This window comes from Streptomyces sp. NPDC057939 (genome assembly GCF_042887545.1).
Lineage (GTDB): Bacteria > Actinomycetota > Actinomycetes > Streptomycetales > Streptomycetaceae > Streptomyces.
The window spans coordinates 307,426-333,031 of sequence record NZ_JBHVPG010000002.1 but is presented as its reverse complement, the minus strand read 5'-3'; the positions used below and the strand labels follow the sequence as shown (position 1 = coordinate 333,031).

19 protein-coding genes and 1 pseudogene are annotated in these 25,606 nt (G+C 73.6%); 12 read left to right on the top strand and 8 right to left on the bottom strand.

Annotated features, from left to right (window positions below):
• The first annotated feature begins 13 nt into the window (after positions 1 to 13).
• The 11 genes from ACFVS6_RS03765 to ACFVS6_RS03715 all read left to right on the top strand — a co-directional run bounded on the left by ACFVS6_RS03765 (position 14) and on the right by ACFVS6_RS03715 (position 14,538).
• Positions 14 to 1,243: an aminoglycoside phosphotransferase family protein gene (locus tag ACFVS6_RS03765; RefSeq protein ID WP_389700326.1), complete on the top strand. Its 1,230-nt coding sequence runs from the start codon at positions 14 to 16 to the stop codon at positions 1,241 to 1,243.
• Positions 1,244 to 1,280: 37 nt separating this feature from the next.
• Positions 1,281 to 1,847 carry an SMI1/KNR4 family protein gene (locus ACFVS6_RS03760; RefSeq protein ID WP_389700325.1) on the top strand — a complete coding sequence of 189 codons (567 nt, stop codon included), beginning with the start codon at positions 1,281 to 1,283 and terminating at the stop codon, positions 1,845 to 1,847.
• A gap of 135 nt (positions 1,848 to 1,982) precedes the next feature.
• Positions 1,983 to 2,648: a hypothetical protein gene (locus ACFVS6_RS03755; protein WP_389700324.1), complete on the top strand. Its 666-nt coding sequence runs from the start codon at positions 1,983 to 1,985 to the stop codon at positions 2,646 to 2,648.
• Positions 2,649 to 3,097: 449 nt separating this feature from the next.
• The gene (locus tag ACFVS6_RS03750; RefSeq protein WP_389700323.1) at positions 3,098 to 4,351 is read left to right on the top strand and encodes an ROK family protein; all 1,254 of its coding nucleotides are present in this window, start codon (positions 3,098 to 3,100) and stop codon (positions 4,349 to 4,351) included.
• A gap of 504 nt (positions 4,352 to 4,855) precedes the next feature.
• Positions 4,856 to 5,392 (top strand): flavin reductase family protein, encoded by a 537-nt coding sequence (locus tag ACFVS6_RS03745; RefSeq protein WP_389700322.1) that lies wholly within the window; start codon positions 4,856 to 4,858, stop codon positions 5,390 to 5,392.
• Positions 5,389 to 6,474, top strand: a complete 1,086-nt coding sequence (locus ACFVS6_RS03740; RefSeq protein WP_389700321.1) for an ABC transporter substrate-binding protein — start codon at positions 5,389 to 5,391, stop codon at positions 6,472 to 6,474. Before ACFVS6_RS03745 ends, ACFVS6_RS03740 begins: the two co-directional genes overlap by 4 nt.
• Positions 6,471 to 7,394 carry an ABC transporter permease gene (locus ACFVS6_RS03735; RefSeq protein ID WP_389700320.1) on the top strand — a complete coding sequence of 308 codons (924 nt, stop codon included), beginning with the start codon at positions 6,471 to 6,473 and terminating at the stop codon, positions 7,392 to 7,394. Before ACFVS6_RS03740 ends, ACFVS6_RS03735 begins: the two co-directional genes overlap by 4 nt.
• Entirely contained in the window at positions 7,370 to 8,239 is an 870-nt protein-coding gene (locus ACFVS6_RS03730) for an ABC transporter ATP-binding protein (RefSeq protein ID WP_389700319.1), read from the top strand. The genes ACFVS6_RS03735 and ACFVS6_RS03730 overlap by 25 nt, the downstream gene beginning before the upstream one ends.
• Positions 8,223 to 9,608 (top strand): LLM class flavin-dependent oxidoreductase, encoded by a 1,386-nt coding sequence (locus tag ACFVS6_RS03725; protein ID WP_389700318.1) that lies wholly within the window; start codon positions 8,223 to 8,225, stop codon positions 9,606 to 9,608. Before ACFVS6_RS03730 ends, ACFVS6_RS03725 begins: the two co-directional genes overlap by 17 nt.
• On the top strand, positions 9,605 to 13,504 hold the full coding sequence (locus tag ACFVS6_RS03720; RefSeq protein WP_389700317.1) for an ABC transporter ATP-binding protein: 3,900 nt from the start codon (positions 9,605 to 9,607) through the stop codon (positions 13,502 to 13,504). The genes ACFVS6_RS03725 and ACFVS6_RS03720 overlap by 4 nt, the downstream gene beginning before the upstream one ends.
• Positions 13,501 to 14,538 carry an aldo/keto reductase gene (locus ACFVS6_RS03715; RefSeq protein WP_389700316.1) on the top strand — a complete coding sequence of 346 codons (1,038 nt, stop codon included), beginning with the start codon at positions 13,501 to 13,503 and terminating at the stop codon, positions 14,536 to 14,538. The genes ACFVS6_RS03720 and ACFVS6_RS03715 overlap by 4 nt, the downstream gene beginning before the upstream one ends.
• 86 nt (positions 14,539 to 14,624) lie before the next feature.
• On the opposite strand, the pseudogene ACFVS6_RS03710 reads toward ACFVS6_RS03715, so the two are convergent.
• From ACFVS6_RS03710 to ACFVS6_RS03675, 8 genes and pseudogenes are all read right to left on the bottom strand, one after another.
• Positions 14,625 to 14,723: pseudogene (locus ACFVS6_RS03710) on the bottom strand (carbohydrate ABC transporter permease); the annotation flags it as partial.
• A gap of 295 nt (positions 14,724 to 15,018) precedes the next feature.
• Positions 15,019 to 15,822 (bottom strand): extracellular solute-binding protein, encoded by an 804-nt coding sequence (locus ACFVS6_RS03705; protein ID WP_389700315.1) that lies wholly within the window; start codon positions 15,820 to 15,822, stop codon positions 15,019 to 15,021.
• A 243-nt stretch (positions 15,823 to 16,065) separates the two neighbouring features.
• Positions 16,066 to 17,082 carry a hydroxyacid dehydrogenase gene (locus ACFVS6_RS03700; RefSeq protein WP_389700314.1) on the bottom strand — a complete coding sequence of 339 codons (1,017 nt, stop codon included), beginning with the start codon at positions 17,080 to 17,082 and terminating at the stop codon, positions 16,066 to 16,068.
• A 134-nt stretch (positions 17,083 to 17,216) separates the two neighbouring features.
• Complete coding sequence (locus tag ACFVS6_RS03695) at positions 17,217 to 18,356, bottom strand: hypothetical protein (RefSeq protein WP_389700313.1); 1,140 nt, start codon at positions 18,354 to 18,356, stop codon at positions 17,217 to 17,219.
• 129 nt (positions 18,357 to 18,485) lie between these two features.
• The gene (locus ACFVS6_RS03690) at positions 18,486 to 19,082 is read right to left on the bottom strand and encodes a TetR/AcrR family transcriptional regulator (RefSeq protein WP_389700312.1); all 597 of its coding nucleotides are present in this window, start codon (positions 19,080 to 19,082) and stop codon (positions 18,486 to 18,488) included.
• On the bottom strand, positions 19,079 to 20,275 hold the full coding sequence (locus tag ACFVS6_RS03685) for a saccharopine dehydrogenase (protein WP_389700311.1): 1,197 nt from the start codon (positions 20,273 to 20,275) through the stop codon (positions 19,079 to 19,081). Before ACFVS6_RS03685 ends, ACFVS6_RS03690 begins: the two co-directional genes overlap by 4 nt.
• A 294-nt stretch (positions 20,276 to 20,569) precedes the next feature.
• Positions 20,570 to 21,475, bottom strand: coding sequence for a 5'/3'-nucleotidase SurE (gene surE / locus ACFVS6_RS03680; protein WP_389700310.1), 906 nt, complete (start codon positions 21,473 to 21,475; stop codon positions 20,570 to 20,572).
• A 156-nt stretch (positions 21,476 to 21,631) separates the two neighbouring features.
• Positions 21,632 to 22,900: an MFS transporter gene (locus ACFVS6_RS03675; RefSeq protein ID WP_389700309.1), complete on the bottom strand. Its 1,269-nt coding sequence runs from the start codon at positions 22,898 to 22,900 to the stop codon at positions 21,632 to 21,634.
• A 1,906-nt stretch (positions 22,901 to 24,806) separates the two neighbouring features.
• Here ACFVS6_RS03675 and ACFVS6_RS03670 point away from each other — a divergent pair.
• Positions 24,807 to 25,439: a phosphatase PAP2 family protein gene (locus ACFVS6_RS03670; protein ID WP_389700308.1), complete on the top strand. Its 633-nt coding sequence runs from the start codon at positions 24,807 to 24,809 to the stop codon at positions 25,437 to 25,439.
• Positions 25,440 to 25,606: the final 167 nt, after the last annotated feature.

The window sequence follows — 25,606 nt, the reverse complement described above, 5'->3', positions numbered from 1 at the left end:
CCAGAATCGGACGATGAGCCGTACGGTCGAGGCGTGGGTCACCTGGCGCGGGGAGTTCCTCGGGGTCACGCGGCCGTTCGCGGTGGACGTCCCGTGGTGGTCGGAGGTGGAGCCGGTCGTCGCGCACCTCCACGAGGCGCTCGGCGTACCGGTGTTCGTGCTGAGGCTGCTGGACGTGACCGGTGGGGACGGCGCCCGCGACGGGCACGTGGCGTACCACGTCGAAGCCCTGCGCCGGCCGCAGCCGGGCCGGCTTGAGCGGCGCCCGCCGGACGGCTCCGCGCCGTCGGCGCTGACGGGCGCCGACGAACTCAGGGCGCCCTGGGCCACCCCGGAGGGGCTGCGGGACCTGCTGGGCTGGGCGACCGGGGAGCTCACCGACGCCGGCCGGGCACCGACCGGGCCCGCCGAGCAGCGGCGGACGTGGAACCTGGCCGGGCTGTTCCGCTTCCCCACGGCCCGGGGCCCGGTCTGGCTGAAGGCCACCCCCGCGTTCGCCGCCGACGAGGCCGCGGTCATCGCCGCCTTCGCCCGGTACGACGCCGGGTTGGTGCCCCGGGTCGTGGCCGCCGCGGAACGGCGGATCCTGCTGGAGCACCTGCCCGGAGCGGACTGCCACGAGCCCGGTCCGGAAACCGTCACCGGCGCCGTGAGCCGTCTCGTCGCCGCCCAGGCCGCGTGGGCCCGCCGCACCCCGGACAGGCCCCTCTGGTTGCGGGACCGCCGCGGCAGCCTCCTCGCGGCGCGGATCGGTGAACTCCTCGACGGCGAAGCCGGCCGGGAGCTGTCCCGCGGCGAACGGGCGTCGACGAGGGAGCTCGTCGCCCGCTGGCCCCTGCTGGCCGAGTGCGGACTTCCGGACACCGTCGTGCACGGCGACTTCCACCCCGGGAACTGGCGCAGCGACGGCGGCCCGCCGGTCGTCGTCGACTTCGCCGACGCGCACTGGGGCAACCCGGTCCTGGACGGCCTACGGGCCTACGACTACCTGCCCGCGTCCGTCCGGCCCGTCGCCGTCCGGGCGTGGGCCGAGGCCTGGCAACGGCACCTGCCGGGCTGCCGGCCCCTACGGGCGCTCGCGCTCGCGGAGCCGCTTGCCCATCTCGCGTACGCCCTGCGCTACCAGGAGTTCCTGGACGGCATCGAGGCGTCCGAACGGATCTACCACCTCGGCGACCCCGCCGCCGTCATCCGGCACGCACTGCGCAGCGCGGCCACCGCGAACCCGCACTTCGCCGCCTGACGACGACCTGCCGCGGCCGGGGTGGTATCCATGCGGCATGAACACGGAACAGGTGGCCCCGGCCGAGCTCGCCGAGCTCCGCGCGGCGTTCGAAATCGACGACGACTGCGCGTCGGCCCTGGGGTGGGAGGGCGTCCGCGCCTTCGAGGCGCAGCACGGGATCGTGCTGCCCGAGCCGTACCGGACCTTCGTCGCGGAGGTCACGGACGGTTCGCACGCGGGGCCGCCCGAGTACGGACTGCTGCCGTTGGCGGAACTGCCCGTCGACTGGGGCGACGACCCGCTGAAGCGCGATCCGGGCCGGCCGTTCCCGTTGACGCAGGCATGGATGTGGGAGGAGGAAACGGATCCGGCCGAGGACATGGAGGAGACCCTGGAACGGGTCCACCGGCACGGGTCGATCGTGCTCGGCACCGACGGGTGCGCGATGAACTGGCACCTGGTCGTCACCGGACCGCAGCGGGGGCACGTCTGGCTGATCACCGACGTCGGCGCCGCCCCGCTCGGCGAGGGCTTCGGGTTCGGGTCCACCACCACCGCACCGGGCTTCGCCGGCTGGGTCGGGCACTGGGCGGCGGGCAGGACCTGGTTCGAGGACGAGTGACGTCCACGGGCGTGGACGGGGACCGGTATTCGCGCCATCCCGGCGGAATGGGCCGGGCCGTTCTCTGGCACACTCTCTGCCTGCCCGGATGCCGACTTCGCGGAGGACCGCCGCCTTGCCTGGAGAAACCCAGCGATGCCCCATGCCCTGCGGCTGCTCCCCGCCCACCCCGCCTTCCTCGCGGACCTCCACCAGTTGGAGGAGCCCCTGCTGATCTGGCTCGACGACATGGCCTTCCAGACCCGGTTCGGACACGACGACGTGTGGGGCCTGCCCCCGGGTCTCGACGGCGAGGCGCCGCGGACCGCCCTCATCAACGTGCAACGGGCCCTGCCCAAGCCCCTGCGCCAGCAGATGTACGCCCTGACCGACGCGCGCGACGTCGAAGGGGCCAACCGGATCGTCGGACGCGACGGGCACGAGCACACCCCGCTCTACGCCGTCGGCCTCGACCGGGCCGACATCGACGTCCTGTCCGGGCTCCTCGGTCACCTCCGCAGGGCCCTCGACGAGGAGGACGGCTACGCGGCGCTGCGCTCCGTCCTCGAAGAGGCGGGCGACTGGTACGGATGCGAGTACGGCACCCGGCCCGAGACCCCCGCCGAGGTCGTGTGCCGGATCGCCCGCACCGTCGCCGTGCTCGACACCGACACGGCAGACACGCGGCTCCTGCTCCGAGCCCTGCACACGGCCGGTGGCACCGGGCGGATCGTACTGACGGAGGCCGAGGACAAGGCCGCCTCCCGCTATCTCCAGCACGTCGCGACCGTCACGGCGCCCGACGCCCCCCGGCAGGGCTGACCGCGGCCGCGATCCACCGGCCGGTACACCGGCGGGCACCGACGCGCACCCGCCGGGCCGCGTCGTGCGCATCCGGGGCGCCCCCCTCGCGCGCGGCGCGGCGCCGTCCACGGTGCGGGCGGACGTTTGACCGGCTTGCGCCACCCCGGTTATGTTGCGCGCCATGTACCGATCCGCGCTGCTGACGACACGAGGTCACGTCGACCTGAAGCGTGTCTGCTCGGCGGCGTGTCCGTGGTCCTGACCGCACGGCGACCGCGCGCAACTCGCGGCCCGGTCCCGCCCGGTGGCGGGCCCGAGGCCCGAACTCCGTGCCGCTTCCCCGTGTTCCGGTGAACAGCGCTCCCTCCGGAGCTTCCCGCGCACACCCCGTCCGAGGACCGGCCGCCCCCGCGCGCGCCGATCCGCGGGCCGGCGGCGCGCCACCGCACAGGACCTGGAAGGCCCCCGTGGACAGACAGCAGACCCCCACCACCCGCCGCACCCCCCTGCGCCGGTCCGACATCCCGCCGGCCGCCGCGAACCCACTGCGCAGGGCGTCCGGCACCGGCGCCGTGCTGGGCGCCGTCCTCGACCACGGCCCCGTCGCCCGCAGCACCGTCGCGCGGCTCACGGGCCTTTCCCCCGCGGCGGTCAGCGGACACTGCGCGGCACTGCTGGACCGGGGACTGCTCAGGGAGGGCCCGGAGACGGCGGGCCCCCGAGGTCTGGGCCGCCCGTACATCCCGTTGGAGATCGACACCGGTCGCTTCCTCGTCGCCGGGGCCCACATCGCCGTCCCCCACACGACCCTGTCGCTGATGGACCTGACCGGACGGATCGTCGCGGAGGAACGCCGCCCGCACGAGGGCACCGAACCGGGCCGGGTCCTCGCCCGGGTGGCCGCCGGATTGCCGCGGCTGCTGGCCGCGCACGGGGCGGGCCGCACCGCCCTCGCGTTGGGCGTGGCCACCGGACACTGGGTAGATCCCGAGGCCGGGGCCGTGGTGCACCACCCGCAATTGGGTTGGCGGGGCGTGCCGGTACGTGACGAACTGGCCCGCGCGACCGGTGTTCCCGTCCATCTCGACAGCCACGCGCGGGCCCTCGCCCGGGCCGAGCAGCTCTTCGGGGAGGCCGCCACCCGCGCCAGCGCCGTCGTCCTGTTCGTCGGCAACGTCGTCGACGCGGCGTTCGTCACCGCGGGCGCCGTGCACCAGGGGCCGCGCTTCGGCGCGGGCAACGTGGCGCACCTCCCGGTGGGCGCCCCGTCCGCCGGGGCCCCCTGCACCTGCGGTACGGCCGGCTGCCTCCAGTCCGGGGTGTCGGAACCGGCGATGGTCCGCCGTGCCCGCGAACGGGGCCTGACCGCACCGACGTTCGCCGCCCTGCTGGAACTGGCCGTCGGTGGCGACCCCTCGGCGGTGGAGCTGTTCCGGGAGCGCGCCCGACTCACGGGCCGGGCGGCGGCCGTCCTGCTGGACATGTTCGACCCGGAAGTGCTGGTGGTCGTCGAACCGGGCACGGGCCGACTGCCCGCCTGCATGGACGAGTTGCGGGCGGAGGTGCGCGCGAGGTCCCTGGTGTGCGACGACGCAGGCCGGTCCGTCGTACCGAGCAGTTTCACCGGATCCGTGCTCGCCACCGCGGGCGCCGCCGTCGCGCTGGGCGCCCTGTACGACGACCCGTTGGGCCCGTGGCCCGCGCTGCCCGCGGTGTCCTGACCCGGGCCCCGCGGGCCGTCGCCCGGGCCGCCCGGGGAAGTTCCCGGCGGCCCGGGAAATCGACTTAATTCAGAAAGTTGCATTGTTGACCGGGCCGGATCCGCAAAGCGAGGATGGATCCATGAGCAGCCCGCAGAGGAACCGACGGTACGCGCACCGGATCGCGCGACACTGCCGCTCGGTCCGGCCGGCCGGCTCCGGTGTCGCCCGCTCCTGTTGTTGTTGACGAGCGGGCCGTGGGCCCTTTTGGGGCGGCCCTGAAGAGCACCGACCCCTTGTGGCACCGTACGTCCCGCTGCGGCCTTTCGTGGCCCCCCGCCTCTTTTGGTTTTCCGCGGTCCGTCGGGGCGTGATCCGTCCTTTCCGTACCACCTTTTTCCACACCGTCCTTTTCCGTACCGCCCCTTTGCGCACGACCTTTTCCGCGGCGTCGATTTCGGCTGCCCGCGGCCAGGTGGGCGCATTGTCGCGGCGGCCCACGGCATCCATGAATCTGGGGGAACGTTGACCATTTCCTTGTCCTCGCATCCGACGGCGGACCTGGTCGAGCCGGACCGGTTCAAGCGGATCTTCCGCGCCCACCCGGGCGGCGTCGTGGTCGTCACGGCCGACTCGGGCGCCGGTCCGGTCGGCTTCACCGCCACCTCTTTGACCTCGGTCTCCCTCACGCCGCCCCTGGTCTCCTTCGGCATCGCCAAGGGCTCCTCCTCGTGGCCGCACCTGGAACGCTCCGCGACGGTGGTCGTCAACTTCCTCGGCTCCGCACAGAGCGACCTCGCCGGACGGTTCGCCACCAGCGGCATCGACCGGTTCGCCGCGCCGACCCGCTGGCACCGGCTGCCGCAGGGCGAGCCGGTCCTCGACGGGGTCACCGGATGGTTGCGGCTCGCCGTCGAGCAGTTGGTGCCCGCGGGTGACGCGCACATCGTCGTGGGCCGCGCCGTCGAAGCCTGGCAGCGGGAGGACGGCCGCCCCCTGCTCTTCCACGACGGCGCCTACGCCACCCTGGGCACCGCGGCGACCGGTGGATCCCCGTCATGAGAACAGGAAAGTCGATGACCTCCCGCCCCACCCCTCCCCGATTGGGCCGCAGGGGATTCCTCACCCTCGCCGGCGGTGCCTTCCTGGCCGCCGCCGGATGCGCCCCCGGGACCACCAACGCCGCCCATTCCGGCCCCGTGGGTGAACTCCCCACCGGACCGCCGCCCGCCGGAACGAAACTCGCCGTGGCCGTGCGGACCTCGCAGATCCAACTGGCCACCTCCGGGCTCGACAAGGAACTCGCCTTCGAGGTCTCCTCCTGGATCAATCTCAACGCGGGCCCCGACATCATCCAGGGTTTCCGGGCCCGTTCCATCGACATCGCGAGCAATGCGGGAATTCCGCCGATCCAGGCCGAAGCCATCGGGGTGAAGGCCCGGATCGTCGCGGTGCAGGAACGACCCAACCCCACCTACGTGTTCGCCACGGCGCCCGGATCCGACATCGGGAGCGCCGCCGACTTCAAGGGCAAGCGGATCGCCTTCTCCCAGGGCCAGGCCCAGGGCGTGGTCGTCCTACGGGCCCTGAAGAAGGCCGGACTCACCAACTCCGACGTGCAACTCGTCGCGCTGCCCAGCACGCAGTTCCTCACCGCGCTCCAGTCGAAGCAGGTCGACGTCGCACCCCTCGGCGAGCCCACCCTCACCAAGTACCTGACCCAGTACGGCAAGGACGGCGCCCGCGGCGTACGGACGGACGTCGTGGACCTCCTCACCGTCCTGTGGGCGCCCCTGGAGGTCCTGAACGATCCGGCCAAGGCGGCTGCCGTGCGCGGCTACGTGGGCCTCTGGGCGCGCGGCGTCGTGTGGGCGGCGGAGCACGCCGACCAGTGGATCGACGCCTACTACGTCAAGGACCAGGGCGTCAGCGCGGTCGACGGCCGACGCATCGTCGACTCCCTCGCCAAGCCCGTCTTCCCGACGAGCTGGGACAAGGCCATCGCGTGGGAGCAGGAGACGGCGGACCTGATGGCCGAGGGCGGCTTCGTACCGAAGATCGACGTCAAGACGCTGTTCGACCGGCGCTTCGAAGGCCTCGCGGCCGCCGCCGTACCCGCCGGATACCGGGAGGGAGGGGCATGAGCGGGGCCCTGACGGGCCCGCGCGTGCGGGCACCGGAAACCGAAGCCGCCGAGCAACCCACCGGCACGCCCGTAGCGCCGCCCGGCGCTCCCGCGGAGCCACCCGGCCCCCCACCCCCCGGACGACGCCCGGTGAACCGTCGGACCCGGAGGTTGGGACCCGGCCGCGGGGTCCCGTTCGGCCGCCTCCTGGGACCCGCGCTGCTCATCGCCGTCTGGTGGGCGGCGTCCGCCGGGGGATTCCTCGACCCGCGCATCCTCTCCGGCCCCGACGCCGTGATCGCGACCGCCGCCGAACTGGTGGAGGACGGCCGGCTCCAGGGCAACGTCCTCGTCTCCCTCCAACGGGCGGGCCTCGGGCTGCTGTTCGGAGTCATCGTGGGCGTGGCGGCCGCCGTCCTCGCCGGGCTGAGCCGCACCGGTGAGTACCTCGTCGACGGACCGTTCCAGATCAAGCGGGCGATCCCGTCGCTTGCCATGCTGCCCCTGCTCATCCTCTGGCTGGGCATCGGCGAACAGATGAAGGTCACCGTCATCGCCCTCGGCGTCGCGGTGAACATGTACATCAACACGTACGCCTCGCTCACCAGCATCGACAACCGCCACGTCGAACTCGCCGAGGTGCTCGGGCTGAGCCGCCGGCGGTTCCTGCGCAAGGTCGTCCTGCCCGGCTCGCTGCCCGGCTTCTTCGTCGGGCTGCGGCTCGGCGTGACCTCGGCCTGGCTGGGCCTGATCGTCGTCGAACAGATCAACGCCACCAGCGGCATCGGCTACATGATGTTCCAGGCCCAGCAGTACGCCCAGTCCGACGTGATCATCGTCGGCCTGGTGGCCTACGGAATCTTCGGCTTCTCCTCCGACGCACTGGTCCGCGCGATCGAACGGAGGGCCCTGTCATGGCGACGCACGCTGGCCGGCTGAACGAAGGACCGGCCGCACGGGCCCTCGCCCCGGCCGCGGTGCGCACCAGCCGGCTCGTGCGCCGCTTCGGCGAGCGGACCATCCTCCAGGAACTCGACCTCACCCTCGGCGCGGGCGAGTTCACCGCACTCCTGGGCCGCAGCGGCTCCGGCAAGTCGACCCTCCTGAGGGCCGTCGCCGGCCTCGACCACGACGTCGCCGGATCCGGCGAGCTCACCGTTCCCGAGCGGGTGTCCCTCTCCTTCCAGGACTCCAGGTTGCTGCCCTGGCTGCGGGTCCTCGACAACGTCACCCTCGGACTGCGCGGACCCGACGTCCGCGAACGCGGTGTCCGCGCCCTCGCCGAGGTCGGCCTCGAAGGCCGCGAACGCGCCTGGTCCCACGAGCTGTCCGGCGGCGAGCAACAGCGGGCCGCCCTGGCCCGCGCGCTGGTGAGCGACCCCGAACTGTTGCTGGCGGACGAGCCGTTCGGCGCCCTGGACGCCCTGACCCGCATCCGGATGCACGGACTGCTGCGCGAACTCTACGAACGCCACCGCCCGGCGGTCCTCCTCGTCACCCACGACGTCGACGAGGCGGTCGAGCTGGCCGACCGCGTGCTCGTCCTCGACCACGGCCGCATCTCGGTCGACCTCGCCGTCGAGCTGCCCACCCCGAGGAGCCGGCGCCACCCCCGCTTCCAGGAGTACCGCGACACCCTGCTCGCCGCGCTCGGCGTGTCCGAGCAACCCGAACGATCCGAACGACCCGACCAACCCGATCCGACCGCCCCGACCGGACGCACGGCCCCGCCCGCCCCCGTCGACCACCACCAGAAGGACGCCCCCGATGCCGGACACGCCTGAGCGCAAGCCCCTCCACCTCAACGCCTTCCTGATGTCGGTCGGCCACCACGAGGCGTCCTGGCGGCTCCCCGAGAGCCCCGCCGACGGCGGCACCGGTATCGCGCACTACCAGAACCTCGCCCGGATCGCCGAACGCGGCCGGTTCGACTCGGTGTTCCTCGCCGACAGCCCCGTCCTCCAGGGCGACCCCGGGCGGCGCCCCTCCAGCAAACTGGAGCCGACCGTCCTGCTGACCGCCCTGGCCGCGGTCACGACCCGGATCGGACTCATCGCCACCGCCTCCACGAGTTACAACGAGCCCTTCAACCTGGCCCGCCGGTTCGCGTCCCTCGACCACGTCTCCAACGGCCGCGCCGGATGGAACATCGTCACCACGGCCGGCGCCGAGGCCGCCCGCAACTTCGGCCTCGACGACACCCCGCTGCACCGCGACCGCTACCGGCGCGCCGCCGAATTCGTCGAGGTCGCGACGAAACTCTGGGACAGCTGGGCCGACGACGCCGTCCTCGGAGACAAGGAGACGGGCGTCCACACCCGGGCCGACCGGGTCCGCCCGGTGGACCACCACGGCGAGTTCTTCCGCGTCGACGGCCCGCTCAACGTGGAACGCTCTCCCCAGGGCCACCCGCTGCTCGTGCAGGCGGGCTCCAGCGAGGACGGCAAGGAGTTCGCCGCCCGCCACGCGGAGGCCGTGTTCACCGCGCAGCAGACCCTCGACGACGGCATCGCCTTCTACAAGGACGTCAAGCGCCGGGCCCTCGCCCTCGGCCGCGACCCCGACGGCATCAAGATCCTCCCCGGCATCGTCCCCGTCATCGGCGACACGGAGGCCGAGGCCCGCGAACTCGACGCCGAACTGGACCGGCTGATCGTCCCCGAGTACGCCAAGCGACAGCTCGCCCTGCGCCTCGGGATCGCCCCGGACGCCCTCGACCTCGACTCCGAACTCCCCGACGACATCCCCACCGAGGACGAGATCGAAGGCGCGAAGAGCCGCTACACCCTGGTGGTCGAGCTGGCCCGCCGCGAGCGGCTCACCGTACGGCAGCTCATCGGCCGCCTCGGCGGAGGCCGCGGGCACCGCACCTTCGCGGGCACCGCCGAGCAGGTCGCCGACACCATCGAGCACTGGTACGACAGCGGAGCCGCCGACGGCTTCAACATCATGCCCGCCGTCCTCCCGTCGGGGCTGGAGCGCTTCGTGGACCGCGTCGTCCCGATCCTCCAGGAACGCGGCCTGTTCCGCACCGAGTACACCGGCACGACCCTCCGGGAGCACTACGGCCTCCCGCGCCCCGCCAACCGTCTCTTCGACGGTCCCGCCCCGCACGCCGCCCACCCCGGCACCGGCCTGGTGGAGGCCCGGTGACGGGCTGTCCCCCCACCACGACGGGGCCGGCCGCGGCGCACGACGCGGCGGCCGGCCCCGCCGCCCGCCCACCCACCGCGGGCTGGGCGCGGCGGCTCGTCGGCTACGCCCTGCGCCACCGCACCGACCTGGTACTGGCCTTCGGGGCCGCCGCGGTGGCGGCCGTCGCCACCGCGGTACTGCCCCTCGTACTGCGTCACGTCGTCGACGACGTGAGCTTCGCGGACGGCGCGGCGGGCGCGGACGGCACGGTCCTCGGACCGTGGATCGGGCTCCTGGCCTGCGTCGGGGCGATCCGCTTCGGGGCGTCCTTCGTCCGCCGCCACCGCTCGGGGCGGCTCTCCCTCGGCGTCCAGTACGACCTGCGCAACGACGCCTTCGCCTCGCTCCTGCGGTTCGGCGGACCACAGCAGGACAGCCTGCGCACGGGCGAGGTCGTGAGCCGTTCCATATCCGACATCACCCTCATCCAGACCCTGCTCCAGTTCCTTCCCAACCTGACCGGCAACGCGCTGATGTTCTGCGTGTCCCTGGTCCTCATGGCCTGGCTCTCCCCGCTCCTCACGGTCATCGCCCTGATCGTCGGGCCCGCCCTGTGGATGATCGCCCTGCACAGCCGCCGCACCCTGTTCCCCGCGAACTGGCACGCCCAGCAGGAGGCGGCCGAAGTGGCGTCCGCCGTCGAGGCGACCGTCACCGGGGTCCGCGTGGTGAAGGGCTTCGGCCAGGAACGCCGCGAACTGCGCGGCCTCGACGAACGCGTCCGGGCGCTGTTCGCCTCCCGGCTGCGCGTCGTCGCCTTCACCAGCCGCTACAACCCCGCGCTGCAAGCCGTCCCCGCGCTCGGGCAGGTGGCCGTACTGGCCTTCGGCGGTTGGCTCGCGATGGACGGCAGGCTCTCACTGGGCACGTTCCTCGCCTTCACCGCCTACCTCGGCGCCCTCGTCACCCCGGTACGCCAGGTCGCCACCCTCCTCACCGTCTGGCAGCAGGCCCGGGCGGGTGCCGAACGCGTCCTGGAGGTCATCGACGAGGCACCCCTGATCACCGACGTGCCCGGGGCGCACCGCCTCGGCACCGCCGCCCCCGCCCTGGCCTGGCAGGACGTCACCTTCGGCCACGACGGGTCCGCCCCGCTCCTCGCGGGCTTCACCCTGGACGTCCGCGCGGGCGAGACGCTCGCCCTCGTCGGCCCCGCCGGCTGCGGCAAGTCGACCGTCGCCGCACTCCTGCCTCGGTTCTACGACCCCGGGTCCGGCACGGTGACCGTCGACGGCCACGACGTCCGCGGCCTCGCCCTGGACTCCTTGCGGTCCCGGATCGGTTTCGTCTTCGAGGAGAGCCTCCTCCTGGCGGACACCATCCGCGCCAACATCGCCTACGGGATCCCCGACGCGACCGACACCCGGGTCCGCGAGGCGGCCCGGCTCGCCCGGGCCGACGAGTTCATCGACAGGCTCCCCGACGGCTACGACACGGTCGTCGGCGAACAGGGCCTGACCCTCTCCGGCGGCCAGCGCCAACGGGTGGCGCTCGCCCGCGCCCTCCTGATCGATCCCACCGTGCTCGTCCTGGACGACGCCACCTCCGCCCTCGACGCCCGTGTCGAGGCGGAGATCCACGCCGCACTGGGGGAGTCCGCGCACCGTCGCACCACGCTCGTCGTCGCCCACCGCGGCTCGACCCTGGAACTCGCGGACCGCGTCGCACTGATGGACGCCGGCCGGATCGTCGACATCGGCACCCCCGACGAACTGCGCGCCCGCTCCGCCCTCTTCCGGTCGCTACTGGCCGCCCCCGGCGACCCCGACGGCGCCCGGGACACCACCACCGAACCGAAGCCCCCTCGGGCCGCCCCGTCCGGCGCGGTCACCGAGGAGCTGTGGCGACGCCCCTACGGCGCGTGCCCCGCACACCACGAAGGCACCGCGGTCCGCGCCGCGAACGCCCTCGCCGCGGCCGCAGCGTCCGGCCCCGGCCGGGGCGGGCCCGGCAGCGGCGTCCTCGGCTCCGCCCCGCCCGCCCCCGAGCTGCTGGCGGCCCTCGCCCGCATCCCGCTGCCCGCCGCCGACCCCGACGTGCCGCTCGCCCGAGCCGTGGAGGGCGACCCCGCCTTCCGCCTCGGCTCCCTGCTGCGACCCTTCCGGATCCCGCTGCTCGGCGGACTGCTGCTGGTGGCCGCCGACGCGCTCGCGCAGATCGCCGTACCCGTGCTCGTCCGGCACGGCGTCGACAGCGGGGTCACGGGCCAGGCGAAGGGCGTCCTGCTCGGCGCCGCCGCCGCGGCGGCGGCGGTCGTCGCCCTGAACTGGCTCCTCGGGGTCGCGCAGGTCCGCACCACCGGCCGCACCGGCGAACGCCTCCTGTACACCCTGCGGGTCAAGACGTACGCCCAGCTGCAACGACTCGGCCTCGACTACTACGAACGGGAACTCGCCGGCCGGATCATGACGCGGATGACCACCGACGTCGACGCCGTGTCGAACTTCCTCCAGACCGGCCTCATCACCGCCGTCGTCAGCCTGCTCACGGTCCTCGGCGTCCTGGTGTCCCTGCTGTTCATCGACGCTCAGCTCGCGCTCGTCCTGCTGGCCGCGCTGCCGCCGCTGATCGTGGCGACCGCCGTGTTCCGGCACTGCTCGGTGCCCGCCTACCTGGAGGCCCGCGAGCTGATCAGCGCGGTCAACGCCTGCCTCCAGGAGAACGTCGGAGCCCTGCGGGTCACCCAGGCGTTCCGCCGCGAGGAGCGCAACGCCGAGGACTTCGCCGCCCTCGCCCGCGCCTTCGCCGCGTCCCGCCTGCGGGCCCAGCGGTACATGGGCACCTTCTTCCCGTTCGTCGAGTTCCTCGGCACCCTGTCCACCGCCGCCGTCCTCGCCGTCGGAGCGGGCCGGGTGGCCTCCGGAGGACTGACGGCGGGCACCCTGATCGCCTTCCTGATCTGCGTCGAGCTGTTCTTCGCGCCGATCCAGCAGCTGTCACCGGTCTTCGACGGGTACCAGCAGGCGGTCGTCGGCATGGACCGCCTGCGCACCCTGATGCGCACCCCAACCGGCACCCCGGCGGCTCCCGAGCCGCGGCCCGTGGGGGCCCTGCGCGGGCAGATCGAGTTCGACGACGTGTCGTTCCGCTACGGGGACGGCCCCGGCCGGGAGGTGCTGCGCGGCATCCGGCTGCACGTCGCCCCCGGCGAGACCGTCGCCCTCGTCGGTACCACCGGCGCGGGCAAGTCCACCGTCGTCAAACTCCTCGCCCGGTTCTACGACCCGACCTCCGGGACCGTCCGGGTCGACGGCCACGACCTGCGCGACCTCGACCTGACCGGCTACCGGCGCCGCCTGGGCATCGTCCCCCAGGAGCCGCACCTGTTCGGCGGGAGCGTCCGTGACGCCATCGCCTACGGCCGGCCGGACGCCACCGACGCCCAGGTCGAGGCCGCCGCCCGGGCCGTCGGCGCCCACGAGATGGTGGCGACGCTCGCCCACGGCTACCTCACCCGGATCGGGGAACGCGGCCGGGGACTCTCCGCGGGTCAGCGCCAGCTGTTGGCCCTGGCCAGGGCCGAGCTGGTCGACCCCGACGTCCTGCTGCTCGACGAGGCGACCGCCTCGCTCGACCTCGCCACCGAACGGCGGGTCACCGCCGCCGTGGAGGCCCTGACCCGGCGGCGCACCACCATCGTCGTCGCCCACCGCCTCACCACCGCCGCCCGCGCCGACCGGGTGGTGGTCCTCGACGCGGGCACCGTCGTCGAGGTGGGCACCCACCACCAACTGCTCGCAGCACAGGGGCCGTACCGGCGCCTGTGGGACGCCTACCGGTCGGGCGGCGCCGCCACCCCACCGACCACGGCCGACACCCTCACCGATCAACTCGTCAACGGGAGCGCACGATGACCGACCACCGCCTGCTCGGACGCACCGGCGTCAAGGTGAGCCCGCTCTGCCTGGGCACCATGATGTTCGGGAGCCGCGGCAACACCGACCACGCCGACAGCGTCCGCATCATCCACCGGGCCCTGGATTCCGGCATCAACTTCGTCGACACGGCCGACGTGTACTCGGCGGGGGAGTCCGAGACCATCGTCGGCAAGGCCCTCGCCGGCGGCCGCCGGGACCGGGTGGTGTTGGCCACCAAGTTCCACGGCAGCCTCGGCGCCGACCCCAACGAACAGGGCAACAGCCGACGCTGGATCATCCGCGAGGTGGAGAACAGCCTGCGCCGGCTTGGCACGGACTGGATCGACCTCTACCAGGTGCACCGCCCCGAGCCGGAGACCGACTTCGACGAGACGCTGGGCGCCCTCAGCGACCTCGTCCACCAGGGCAAGATCCGCTACATCGGCACCTCCACCTTCGAGGCGTCCGCGATCGTCGAGGGCCAGTGGATCGCCGAACGCCGCGGCCGCGAACGCGTGGTGACCGAACAGCCCCCGTACTCGTTGCTCGCACGCGGCATCGAACGCGAGGTCCTGCCCGTCGCCCAGCGGTACGGGCTGGGCGTCCTCAGCTGGAGCCCCCTCGCCGGGGGCTGGCTCTCCGGCCGCTACCGCAAGGGCGCAGAGCAGCCCACGTCCAGCCGGATCGACCGGCAGGCGGCCCGCTTCGACATCGCGGATCCCGAGAACGCGGCCAAGCTGGACGCCGCCGAGGCACTGGCCCAGCTCGCCGAGGAGGCGGGACTGACACTGGTGCAGCTGGCCCTGGCCTTCGTGCTGGAGCACCCCGCCGTCACCTCCGCCATCATCGGCCCGCGCACCTTCGAGCAACTGGAGAGCCAGCTGGGCGCCGACCGGGTGAGACTGAGCACGGACGTCCTCGACCGCATCGACAAGATCGTGCCCCCGGGCACCAACCTGTCCGCCCGGGACTCCGGCTACGTCCCTCCGTCGCTCTCCGGACCGGAGCTCCGCCGCCGCCCGCGCGGCTGACCGAACCGGCCGGCCGCCGGCGCCCCCGGTGGCCGGCCGGCGCCGTGCCCCTCCGGGCTCCCGCGCGGTCACGGCCGGGAGGGCCGCTACTTGACCGCACCCGCGGTGAGGCCCGAGCGCCAGAAGCGTTGGAGCAGGAGGAACGCGGCGACCAGCGGTACCACCGCGACGAGCGACCCGGTGATCGCTCGACGCCGCCGAGCCCGAGTCCCGAGGACCGCTCCCTGAACAGGCTCGTCCAGCCCGCGTACGCCACCGGTGCGATCGTGACGACGCCGAACAGGACGAAGAACGGGGCGAGGAACAGGACCGCGGCGCCGTGTTGTCGGCGGCGCAGCGGATTCCCGGCCGGGGCCGGGCCGGGGGAGGTGGGTGCCACGGGAACGCTCCTTGGCCGTGCGTCGGGATCGGGCGGGGAGTGGTCCCGGGGGCGGCGTCAGCGGGGCACCGGGTCGTGCCGGTGACGCCGCCCCCGGGAGGTCACCCGGCGAGCTTGAGACCGCGGCTCCTGATCGCCGCCGCCGCCGATTCCTGCGCCTTCACCAGACCGCCGGGCAGACCGCTGCGCGCGGCCTCGTCCTTGAAGTCGGCGCCGACCTTCCCCCAGACGGGGCCCCAGGTCCAGCCGGGGACGATCGTGGCGACCTGTGCCCCGGTCAGCGCGTACAGGTCCTGGCCGGCGAAGTAGGAGGTGTCGAAGGCCCGCGCCGCCACCACGGCCATCGCGGGGTTCGCGGGCAGGGCGCTGCTCGGGCTCTTCAGCGCGCCGACGCGGGCCCGCATCGAAGCCGGATCGGTGGTCATCCACTTGACGAACTCGGCCGCGGCGGTGGTGTGTTCGCTGCCCTTCGTCACCGCGAAGCTGGTGCCGCCGTACATGCCGCTGGCCGGGGTGCCCCAGTGGGGGATCGGGGCGACGCCCCACTTGCCCTTGAGGTCGGGCATGGCCGCGATCATCCCGCCGGCGCTCCAGGAGGCGCCGATGACGCCGACGCTCGTTCCGTCGGCCCTGGACTTGCTCTCCTCCGGCGTGCCGGCGCCGTGGCGGAACACGAGGTCGTCGTCGAGCATCCCCTGCCAGAACGCGGCGACCTTCTGCGAGGGGGCGTCGTCGATGCGCGGCTTCCAGGCGTCGCCCTCGACCCGGAACCACTTGGCGCCGGCCTGCCAGGAGAGGGTCGCCTTGAGCGGGGCGTCGGTCGGGAAGGACCCGATGCGCGCGGCGGGGTCGGCGGCCTTGATCCGCTCGGCGGCCACCCGGTACTCGTCCCACGTCGTCGGCACGTCACGCCGTACTTCTCGAAGAGGTCCTTGCGGTGGAAGTACATCTGCGGGGTGGCGTCGAAGGGGACCGACCAGGTCCTGCCGCCGAGGGTCACCAGGTTCTGCACGCCCGCGGGGAAGCTCTCGCGCACCAGCTCGCCGGAGGACCCCCGCATGATAAACATCAAGAGCATATGACCAACTGATCAATACGATCAGTTCAGGGTGCGTGGAAGAGCCCTCGGGTGTGCGGATGGGCGTCGATCAGGCGGTACGGGTCAGGTCCTCACGGCGCACCGGGTGCGCGAAGGGCAGGCCCTCGGCGTAGCGGGCGATCTCCCCGATCGCGGAATCCGCCATCCGGTGCAGCTCGTTGCCCATCGATCCCGCGACGTGCGGCGTGAGCACGACGTTGGGCAGGTCGTACAACGGGGAACCGGCCGGCAGGACCTCGGGCTCGGTGACGTCGATGACCGCGTGGAGTCGCCCGCGGATCAACTCGTCGGTGAGCGCCGGGCCGTCGACCAGCGAGCCGCGCGCCGTGTTGATCAGGGTGGCGCCGTCGCGCATCAGCGCCAGTCGCCCGCGGTCGATCATCGAACGTGTCTCGGGCAGCGCCGGCGCGTGCAGGCTGACGACGTCGGAGACGCGGCAGAGTTCCTCCAGCGTCACCCGGCGTGCCCCGAGGAGCCCGGCCGCGCGCTCGCCCACGTACGGGTCGTACAGCACGAGTTCGAGGTCGTACGGGCGCAGCAGCTCGATCACGCGGCGGCCGATCCGCGAGGCCCCCACGATGCCGACGGTCCTGCGGTAGTTGCCCGCGTGCCCGTACCGCTGGTGCCAGTCGTGCTGCCGGCCGCGGGCGCCGCGGTACTCCTCGCGGAGCTGGAACACCCGTTTGTTGGAGAGCAGGACCATGGCGACGGTGTACTCGGCCACCGGCAGGGAGTTGGCGTGGGCGGCGGAGGAGACGGCGATGCCGCGATCCCAACAGGCCTCGGTGACGAAGTGTTTGACGGATCCCGCCGCGTGCACGACGGCCCGCAGCCGCGGGGCCGAGGCGAGCGCCCGGGCGTCGATCGGTGGAGCCCCCCAGAAGGTGAGCAGCACCTCCGCCTCGGCGAGGGCCCCGGCGATCCCGGGTCCGGTGAAGTCGGCGGCGACGACGTCGAGATCCGAGTCGGCGACCTGGAGCAGCCGCCGGGAGCCGGTCTCGTCGAGCAGGCGGGGAAGGAGTTCGGGATCCATCGCGAGCAGGGTCCGCGGACGGCGACCGGGCATCTGGGTGCTCCTTGCGGCGGGGCGGGGCCGCGCCGACTCTATGGAGCCGGGTACCCGTCGTCAAGATCTATCAATCGAAAAGCTCCATTCGCTCAAAACGATCGTACGGTGGTGGCCGTGATCGTCGGCAGTCCCTAGGAGGGTGCCGGCGCGTCCGTGCGGGCCGCCCGCAGCAACTGGACCCGCCAGTTCGTGACGGCGTCCTCCGGGCGGGCCCGGATCCGCGCCGCGAGGCCGGACCGGAAGCTCCGCACCAGCGCCCGGCCGGCGGTTGCGTCCCCCGCTCCGCCACCCGCGCCGTGCCCCGCTTCGCCGTCCGCCCTGCCGCCCGCCACGCCGCCCGTCCCACCATCCGCCCCGGGTCCGGTGAACAGGGACGGTCCGAAGGCGGCCAGGAAGGAGTCCGTGACCTCCCGCGCGTACGCGTCGAGGTCGCCGTCGCGCGCGTACCGGTCGTGCACGGGGTCCGGCAGCACGGCGAAGGCCTTCTCCTCCAGGTCGAACCAGTCACTCGCGGGGCCCCGGCGCAGCGGGTCCAGGAACTCGGCGGAAGTCCGGTTCCACGTCGGCACCGTCATGGCCGCGAACCGCCCGTCGCTCAGCTGCCCGTCGTCGATCCGTGCCCGCAACTCCTCGACGACCATGCCGAAGAGCCCCTCCGCGCCGCTCGCCCCGTCGTCCGTGGCGGCTCCACCGACCACCACCAGCCGTCCGCCCGGGACGAGTTCCACGGCCCGGTGGTGCAGGAACGCCCGCCAGTCCGCCGCCGACCGCTCGCGCAACGCCTCCCGTGCGGAGCCCGTCGCCCCGGAACAGTAGACGTGGTCCGGGATCGGCAGGGGGACGCGCGACAGCCAGTGCACGGCGATCGAACTCCACGCCAGGTGCAGTTCCCCCGGAGGGAACAGGGGCGAGAAGAACGAACGCGCCTCGGCGTACGCGAACACGCCGGGTCCGGCCGGGTAGGCGCCCGGCGAGGAGAGGGTCTCCACGAGCGCGTTGAAATCGTTCCCCGGGATGTCGGTGTGCGTGACCGCCACCGCGGTTCCCGGCGCACGGTCGCGGGCGGCCGCCACGACGCGGGCCATCGGCTCCAACGCGTTGCCCCCCGACGCGCACCCGAGGTCGGCCACCCGCAGGGCCCGCCCGCCCTCCGGCAGGGGGAGCGCCGCCACCGCCCGGTCGAGCATGCCCAGCGCCGTCCCGATGCCCACGTGCTGCGCCGCCGAATGCCGGCCGTAGCCGCCGCCCATGACCCCGGAACCGCTGCGCACCACCACACACCTCCGGAGGCCGGTGCCCTCGCCCCCCTACCACCACCCTAGGCCGCGCCCCGATCGGAGCGCATCCGCGTGGGTCGGCGGTGGTCGGGGGTGGGAGCCGGGGCGGGAACGGGGTGGTGCTCAGTCGTGGGTCCCGCCCGCGAGCAGGTCGCGTGCGGCCCCGCGCAGGCGGGCGTCGGTGCCGGGGCTGCGGCGGCCGGTGATGCCGGACCGGAAGAGGGCGGACCCTTCCATGAGCATGACGAAGACCTCGGCCCGGTGCCGCGCGTCGTCCGCCGACACCCCGGGTGTGCGGTCGCGGACGAACGAGGCCACGTGGGCGACGTACCCGTCGTAGAACGCCCGGACCGCGGCGGCGGCCTCCTCGTCGTGCGCGGCCAGCGCCCAGACCTCGGTGAACAGCCGGACCAGACGCGGGTCGTCGTGGTCGGAGAGGACGCCGTCGAGGAGGGCATCGAGTCCGGCTTCGTCCGTGAGGGCGTCGGTGAGGCCGGTGACGCGTTCCAAGGACGCGGTGAGGACCCGGTCGAGGAGCGCCGACAGGAGGGCGGCGCGCGCCGGGAAGTAGTACTGGAGGTGCCCGAGCCTGACACCCGCCTCCTCGGCGACCGCCCGCAGGGTGAGTTCGGAACCGCCGGATGACGTGAGGACGCGCTCGGCGGCGTCGAGCAGGGCCGCGCGGCGCTGCTGCCCCTTGGGCGTCGGCGCGGCGCTCACGCGGCGGCCCGCGTTCCGGCCCGGCCGTTCCCGACGCGGCGGGCGTCGGCCGCGGGTACGTCGTCCGGCGCGTCGCCCCCGCCGCGCACGTCCGGCTCGTCCCTTCCGTACGCGCCGCGGTGCCCGTCGACGGTGACCTCGACGCCGTGTGCCGCGAGCGGGCCGAGCGAGTCGGCCGGAGCCGGATGCTGCTCCGGGAAGACCAGTCCCCGCGGAGCGGGGGAGCCGTCCGTGCCGAGGACGCGGCGCAGCCCCAGGACGGCACCCACCGCCGTCAGGTGGTGCTGGCCGCGCGGGTCGGTGACGGTCGCGCCGCGCGAGCGCCCGTTGTGGCCGACGTCGATGCGCAGCCGGGCCGTGCCGCCCTCGCCCGGCGAGTGCAGCAGCGCCCGGCGGGCCGGCGCCCAACGTTCCCCGGAGGCCCAGCGGAAGAAGCCCGTGCCCCGCAGCGCGAGGAGCGCCCGGGTCGCGGCCGGGGAGCTGAACCCGATGCGGGTCGCCGCGGTGGCGGTGCCGAGCGTCAGGGGCAGGGTGAACTGCTCCGGGGTGTCGATGCGGGCGACGCGTACGGGGGTGTCGCCGATGCGCACCGTACGGGACTCCGTCATCGGGGAGGCGAGCCGGCGCCGACCGCCGTCGACCACCTCGAACGCCACGCCCAGCCGGTCCATGAACTCCACGGAGTCCGCGCCCGCCCGGTCGGCCATGTCCCAGCGGACGGCGATGTCGACCTGCTCCGCGCCGCCCAGTTCCTCGGCCAGGACGGCCGTCACCAGGCTGCTGACGCCGCCCATCCAGGCGGAGGACAGCAGCACCGGCGCGGTCGGCCGGAGCAGCGCGGACACGGTGACGGCCCGCTGCAACCGGCCCGTCCACCGGGTGATGTCGACGTAGGGGACGCCCGCGGTCACGGCGGCGTGCAGCACCCGGTCCTCGGGGTCGTTGACCGAGCTGATGACGGCCCTGACGGCCGCCCGGAACGGAGTCGGGTCCGCCAGGTCCCAGGCGCGCACCTCGCTCCCGGTTTCGGCGGCCAACGCCCGGCCCCGGGCGGGGCTGCGGCCGGTGAGCAGGGTCGGGGTGTCCGGGGCCAGGATGCGTGCGATCTCGGCGCCCACGGTGCCGTACCCGCCGGTGATGAGCACGGGGCCGGACGGGTCGTGACGCAGCTCGTCGATCGATTCGGTGATCATGGATGCCACTTTAGGTCAATCGACCTAAAAATGCGACCGACCGGCCATCCGCAGCCGTGAGACCGGCGGCCGGCCGGCCGGGTCGGAGCCCCCGCCCCGCCCCGGCCGACGGGTGGACCAGGGCGTGTTTCAGAAGTCCCGCCTGGCCCGCGGCGTCTGGCACCGCACCTCGCAGCGTTGTCGGGATCGCCCGAGTACGTCCAGTACGCGGGCGACCCTCCGCCTTGCGAGGCACGGCACCGGACGCCGCGGGCCACGCCCTCCGGGCGCCCGGCGCCACTTCTGGAACACCCCCTAGGGGCGGAGCCCGGCGAGCAGGACGGAGGCCACCGCCCGGTCGGCCGGGCCGGTGTTCCAGTCGGCGTTCATGGGGCTGACGGCGATCCGGCCGGCGGCCAGGGCCTCCAGGTCACCGCCCTTGGCGGCGGGCCGCAGGGCCACCTTGACCGTCACCTTCCAGGTGCCGTCGCCGGCGTCGGTGAAGTCGGGTTCCAGAACGGTCTGCGGATCCTGGAAGGTGGTGGCGACCCCGGCTGAGGTGCCCTTGCCGTCCGCACCGACGACGGGGTGGTTGACGTTCAGGCCCACTCCCTCGGGCAGCAGCGGGCCGGACCGCGCGCGGGCGCGCAGCCGGTCGATCAGCTTCACGGCGAAGTCCATCGTGGGAACCATCGCGTTGACGGTCGTCACGGGGTCGGGCACGGTCAGGCCGCCGGTGCTCAGCGCGATGGCGGGGACTCCCGACTCCAGGGCGGTCACGGCGCCGCCGACGGTGCCGGAGTGGGTGGCGAGCCCGGCCACGTTCGGGCCGAAGTTCGTACCGGAGACGACCAGGTCCGGAGCACGGCCCGCGAAGACCTCCGCCAGGCCGAAGGCGACCGAGTCGCCGGGCGTGCCGTCCACGGCCCACACCTTCGGCTCGGGGTGCTTCACGGTGACGGACGGGGCGTTCATCATCTTCGTGCCGGTGCCGCTCTGGTTCGTGAGCGGGGCGACGATGGTGACGTCGTGCCCGGCCGCGGTCAGTCGCTCGTACGCCTTGCGGATGCCCGGCGCGCTGTAGCCGTCGTCGTTCGTGAGCAGGATCCGCAGCGGGCGCGGGGGCGGGCCCTGCGGCGAAGCGGTGGCGGGCGCCGTACCGGCCAGCGCGGGCGCGCACAGCACCAGGGCGGCCAGGGGCAGAACTCGCTTGCGTCTCACGGAGTGCTCCTTCGGGGAGGGAGGTGCGGGGAGGAGGTGCAAGGTGCGGGAACTCCGAGGGCGGGTCTGACGGGTGGTGACCGGCGGGCGGGTGACCCTCGGCACCCGCCCGCCGGAGTGCGGGCCGGGCCGGTCGCGCGGACGGGCCCGGGGCGGTCAGCGCACGCTGCGGATCGGGAGGATCGCGAGGGCGCCCACCAGTGAGAGGGCCCCGCCGACGAGGAACAGCGGGGTGTACCCGCCCAGGCCGGTCACCACGGCGGAGGCGACGAAGGGGGCGATGATCTGCGGCCCCGCGTTCGCGACGTTGAGGACGCCCATGTCGCGGGCGGCGTCCTCGGCGCGCGGCAGGACCAGGGTGACGAGGGCGGTGTCGACGGCCATGAAGCAGCCGAACGCGAGCCCGTTGAGCGCGCTGAAGACGAGCATGCCCGTCCAGGTCGGGCTGATGACCGGGACCACCATGACGAGGCCGGCCAGCGCCGCGGACACCCCGACGAACACCTTGCGGCGGTTCCACCGGTCGGACAGCAGCCCGCCGACCACCGTGGAGACGGCCATCGCGACCATCGACACCGGGGTCAGGACGGCCATGGCCGCCGGCGGGGTCAGCCCGGCGGGCAGCGCGATGTGGTCGCCGAGGATGTAGAGCTGGTATCCGACCACGGAGAAGTACCCGAGGACCATCAGGGCCCGGCCGATGAAGGCCCACCGGAAGTCGTGGTTGGCCAGCGCGGAGAGGAAGGCGGCCCACTGCGCCCCCTTCGGTGCGGGAGCCGGATCCTGCGCGCCGGTGCCGTCCGCCGCCCCGGTGCGGGGGAGGTCCCGGCAGAACGTGGTGAGCAGCAGGGCGGCCACGGCGACGATCGCACCGAAGACGAGGTACCCCACGCGCAGGTGGTCGGCGGTCCGGGAGGCCACGAGGACCCCGACGGTGCCGCCGATCGGCAGCCCCAGACCCACCAGCGCGGACGCGGTACCGCGGCGGACCGCGGGAACCCGGTCGGGCACGATGGCGGTGACGGCGGCCTGGTAGACGTTCATGGTCGCCTGCACCAGGCACCAACCGATGCCCACGAGCAGGGCGGTGCTCACGCTCCCGAGGAAGGCGAGCCCCGCGAGCGAGGCGAGCGCGCCGCCCAGGACCCACGGCCCGCGCCGGCCGCTGCGATCGGAGAGCGCTCCGGCGATCGGATTGAAGGCGGTCGCGAAGATGGCGCTGACTCCGCCGATCAGGCCCAGGACGGCGACCTTGTCGTCGGGGGCGATCGCCGCGATCTGGGTCGGCAGGAGTACGGAACCGACTCCCATGTAGACCGCCATCATCGCGGAGTTGGCGACCAACAGAAGTGGCAGCAGCCCACGTTGGCGGGGTGGTTCGGCGACTGCGGGGGTGGGCGGGCCGGCGACTTCGTTCGTGGCCATGACGACTCCTCGGGGGACGGTGCGGGGAGGTGGCGAGCAGCGGTCGAGCGTGGGGGAGGGGCGCCGCGCGGGCGGCAGGGGCAACGGGTATCGGTGCGGCGGGCGGCGGGGCAGGGGTGTTGCCGGAGCCACGGGCCGACGAGCCCGTTAACGTGATGTTGTTACACGTGTCACCAACGGCGCTGGAGACTGTGTAGCACCCATTCGGAGGCTCCGCCAGGCCCTGCGGTCGGACGTTGTGCAGATCGTGACCGGGCGGAGGTCGTGTCGTGCGGTCCCGTTCGCCTCGGGGGTGCTTGGGCGTGCCATGACGTGTAACCATCGGAACCGGGCCGCCCCGGTGCCCGATCGGGCCGAAAATCCCCTTGCCCTTGTGGCGACGCTCACGCATCGGCCATACTCCGTGCCGCAACGCGACGAACCGCCGGCGGCAGGCGGTGCCGATCCGGGCTCGAGCCGAGGTCCGGGCCTGTTCCGGGCTTTGGGTCCGGGCCTGTTCCGGGCCCGGGCCGGGCTCTGGGCAGGGGCCGGGCTTTGGGTCCGGGCCTGTGCCCGTTCCTTTGCCTGTGCCCGTCCCCGAGTTGGGGCCTGTGTCCGTGGCCGAGCGCGGGCATGGGCATGGGCCTGGGTCGGGGCGGGGCCTGTGTCTATGCCCGGCCTATCCCCGTGCCTGGGTCGGGGCGGTGGCTGCGCCCTTGTCCGGGTCGGGGCCCGTGCCCGTGTCCGAGCCCGTGCCCGTGTCCGTGTTCGAGCCCGAGCCTGTACTCGGGCCCGAGCCTGGGCCCGAGCCGGCCCGAGCCGGCCCGTGCCCGTGCCTGTACCCGGGCCCGAGCCTGGGTCGGGGCGGGGCCTGTGCGCGTGCCCGGGTCGGGGTTTGTGTCCGAGCCAGTGCGAGCCTGTGCTGGTGTCCGGGGTCGGAGCTTGTGCCCGTCCCCGGGCCGGCTCGTGCCCGAGTCGGGGCCTGCCTTCGGGCCCGGGCGCGGGCCCGGGGAGACGCTCGCCCTTACCGGCGCGTGAACTCGCGCCGGGCACGCGTTGGCATGCCGTGTCCCGTCGACCTCCACCCTTCGCGCGCTTGTGCCGCGTCGGGGCCGTGCGTCCGCCTCCCGTTGGCGGTGGGCTGCCGGCCCTGTCGCCGCTTCCCATCGCCCTTACGTCACCTCCAACCGCCCTGTCGACAACCCGCCGCGACGATGATCCGCTGCTTCGATTGCCCGCCGCGACGACGACCCGCCGCTTCGACAACCACCGCATCGACGACCCGCTGCTTCGGTCGTCCGCCGCACGACAACCCGCCGATCGGCGACTCGCCGCTTCGACAACAACCGCATCGACAACTCCGCATCGTTGGGATCCGTCCGACGGCTTGCCAAGCAGTCGACGTCGGCCCGAACGCCCAACCAGCCCCGACCAACATCTACGGCCTGCTCGCGGACCAACCAGCCCCGACCAACTGCTCCCCGACCAACCGGCCCTGACCAACTGCACCCGGATCCACCGGCCCTGACCAACTGCTCCCGGACCAACCGGCCCGACCAACGGTTCCCGGGTCGACCGCTCCGCCGGCCTCCCGTGCCCGCTTCATCCCGCCCGGGCGCCCCGACCGGCCGCGCCCTGCTGCCCCCGACCAGCCGCTCCGTACCCGACCTCCGCACCCAGCCGCGCTCCGCACCCGACCGCTCCGCACCCAACCGCTCCGCACCCAACCGCTCCGCACCCAACCGCTCCCCACCCGACCGTGCCCCGCCTCACCGCTCCCCGATTGCCCGCGCCCCGTCGTGCCGGCAGTAGACGTGAAAGGCCCGCTGTGCAGCACCAGTACTCCGCCGTGCCCCCGCCCGGTCCCGTGCGGCCACCCCGGCACCAATTGCCCGCACCCCCTCCTCGCGGTGCACTCGCCTGGGGTGTGTCCCTCCTGCTCGTTTCCCTGGCGACCGCCCTGTGGCTGCGCGTCGACGCCCGACCCTTCTTCCAGGGGATCGACGACCGCTGGGAGGGCTCCTTCAACGTCCCGGCCGGGGGAGGGGCGGGCGGAGGATCCGCCGGCGGGTTCGTCCTGCTCCTCGATCGGCTCGGCGGGCCCCTCGGGTTGGTCCTGCCGCTGGCCCTTGCCGGCTGCCTCTGCGTGTACGGGCGCTGGCGGTCGGGTCTGTTCGTCGGGAGCGTTTGCGTCGTCTCCAACGTGCTCGTCGTGCTGCCCCTCAAGCAGCTGGCAGACCGGCCGCGCCCGGCGCACCCGTGGGTCCTGGTCAACGACGGCTCGTACCCCTCCGGCCAGGTGTTCACGGCCGTGACCTTGGTGTTCGTCCTCGCCGTGGTCGCGTTTCCCGACCGTGCGAGACGGTGGTGGTGGCCGGTCGCCGGGGCCTACGTGCTCTCCATGATGGGCAGCCGCACCTGGCTCCACGCGCAGTGGCTCAGCGACACGATCGCGGGCGCGCTCCTCGGCGCCGGTACGTGTCTGGTGCTGTGGCGCCTCTTCGCGCCGATGCTGGAGACGGAGGCGGAGCGCATGGCGTCGGACAGCCTCTGGCTATGACGGGACGATTCCAAGCTGCATCGGGCGCGCCGGGCAGGGAGGACCGGCTGATGTCCCACACCCCGGGCTGGAGTCGCTGCCTGGAACTCCCCTTCGTGTTGGACGACTTCGACCAGTGGGCGCACGCTCCCTTCGTGGGCGGGCAGGTTCCCGCCGTCCGCGACGGA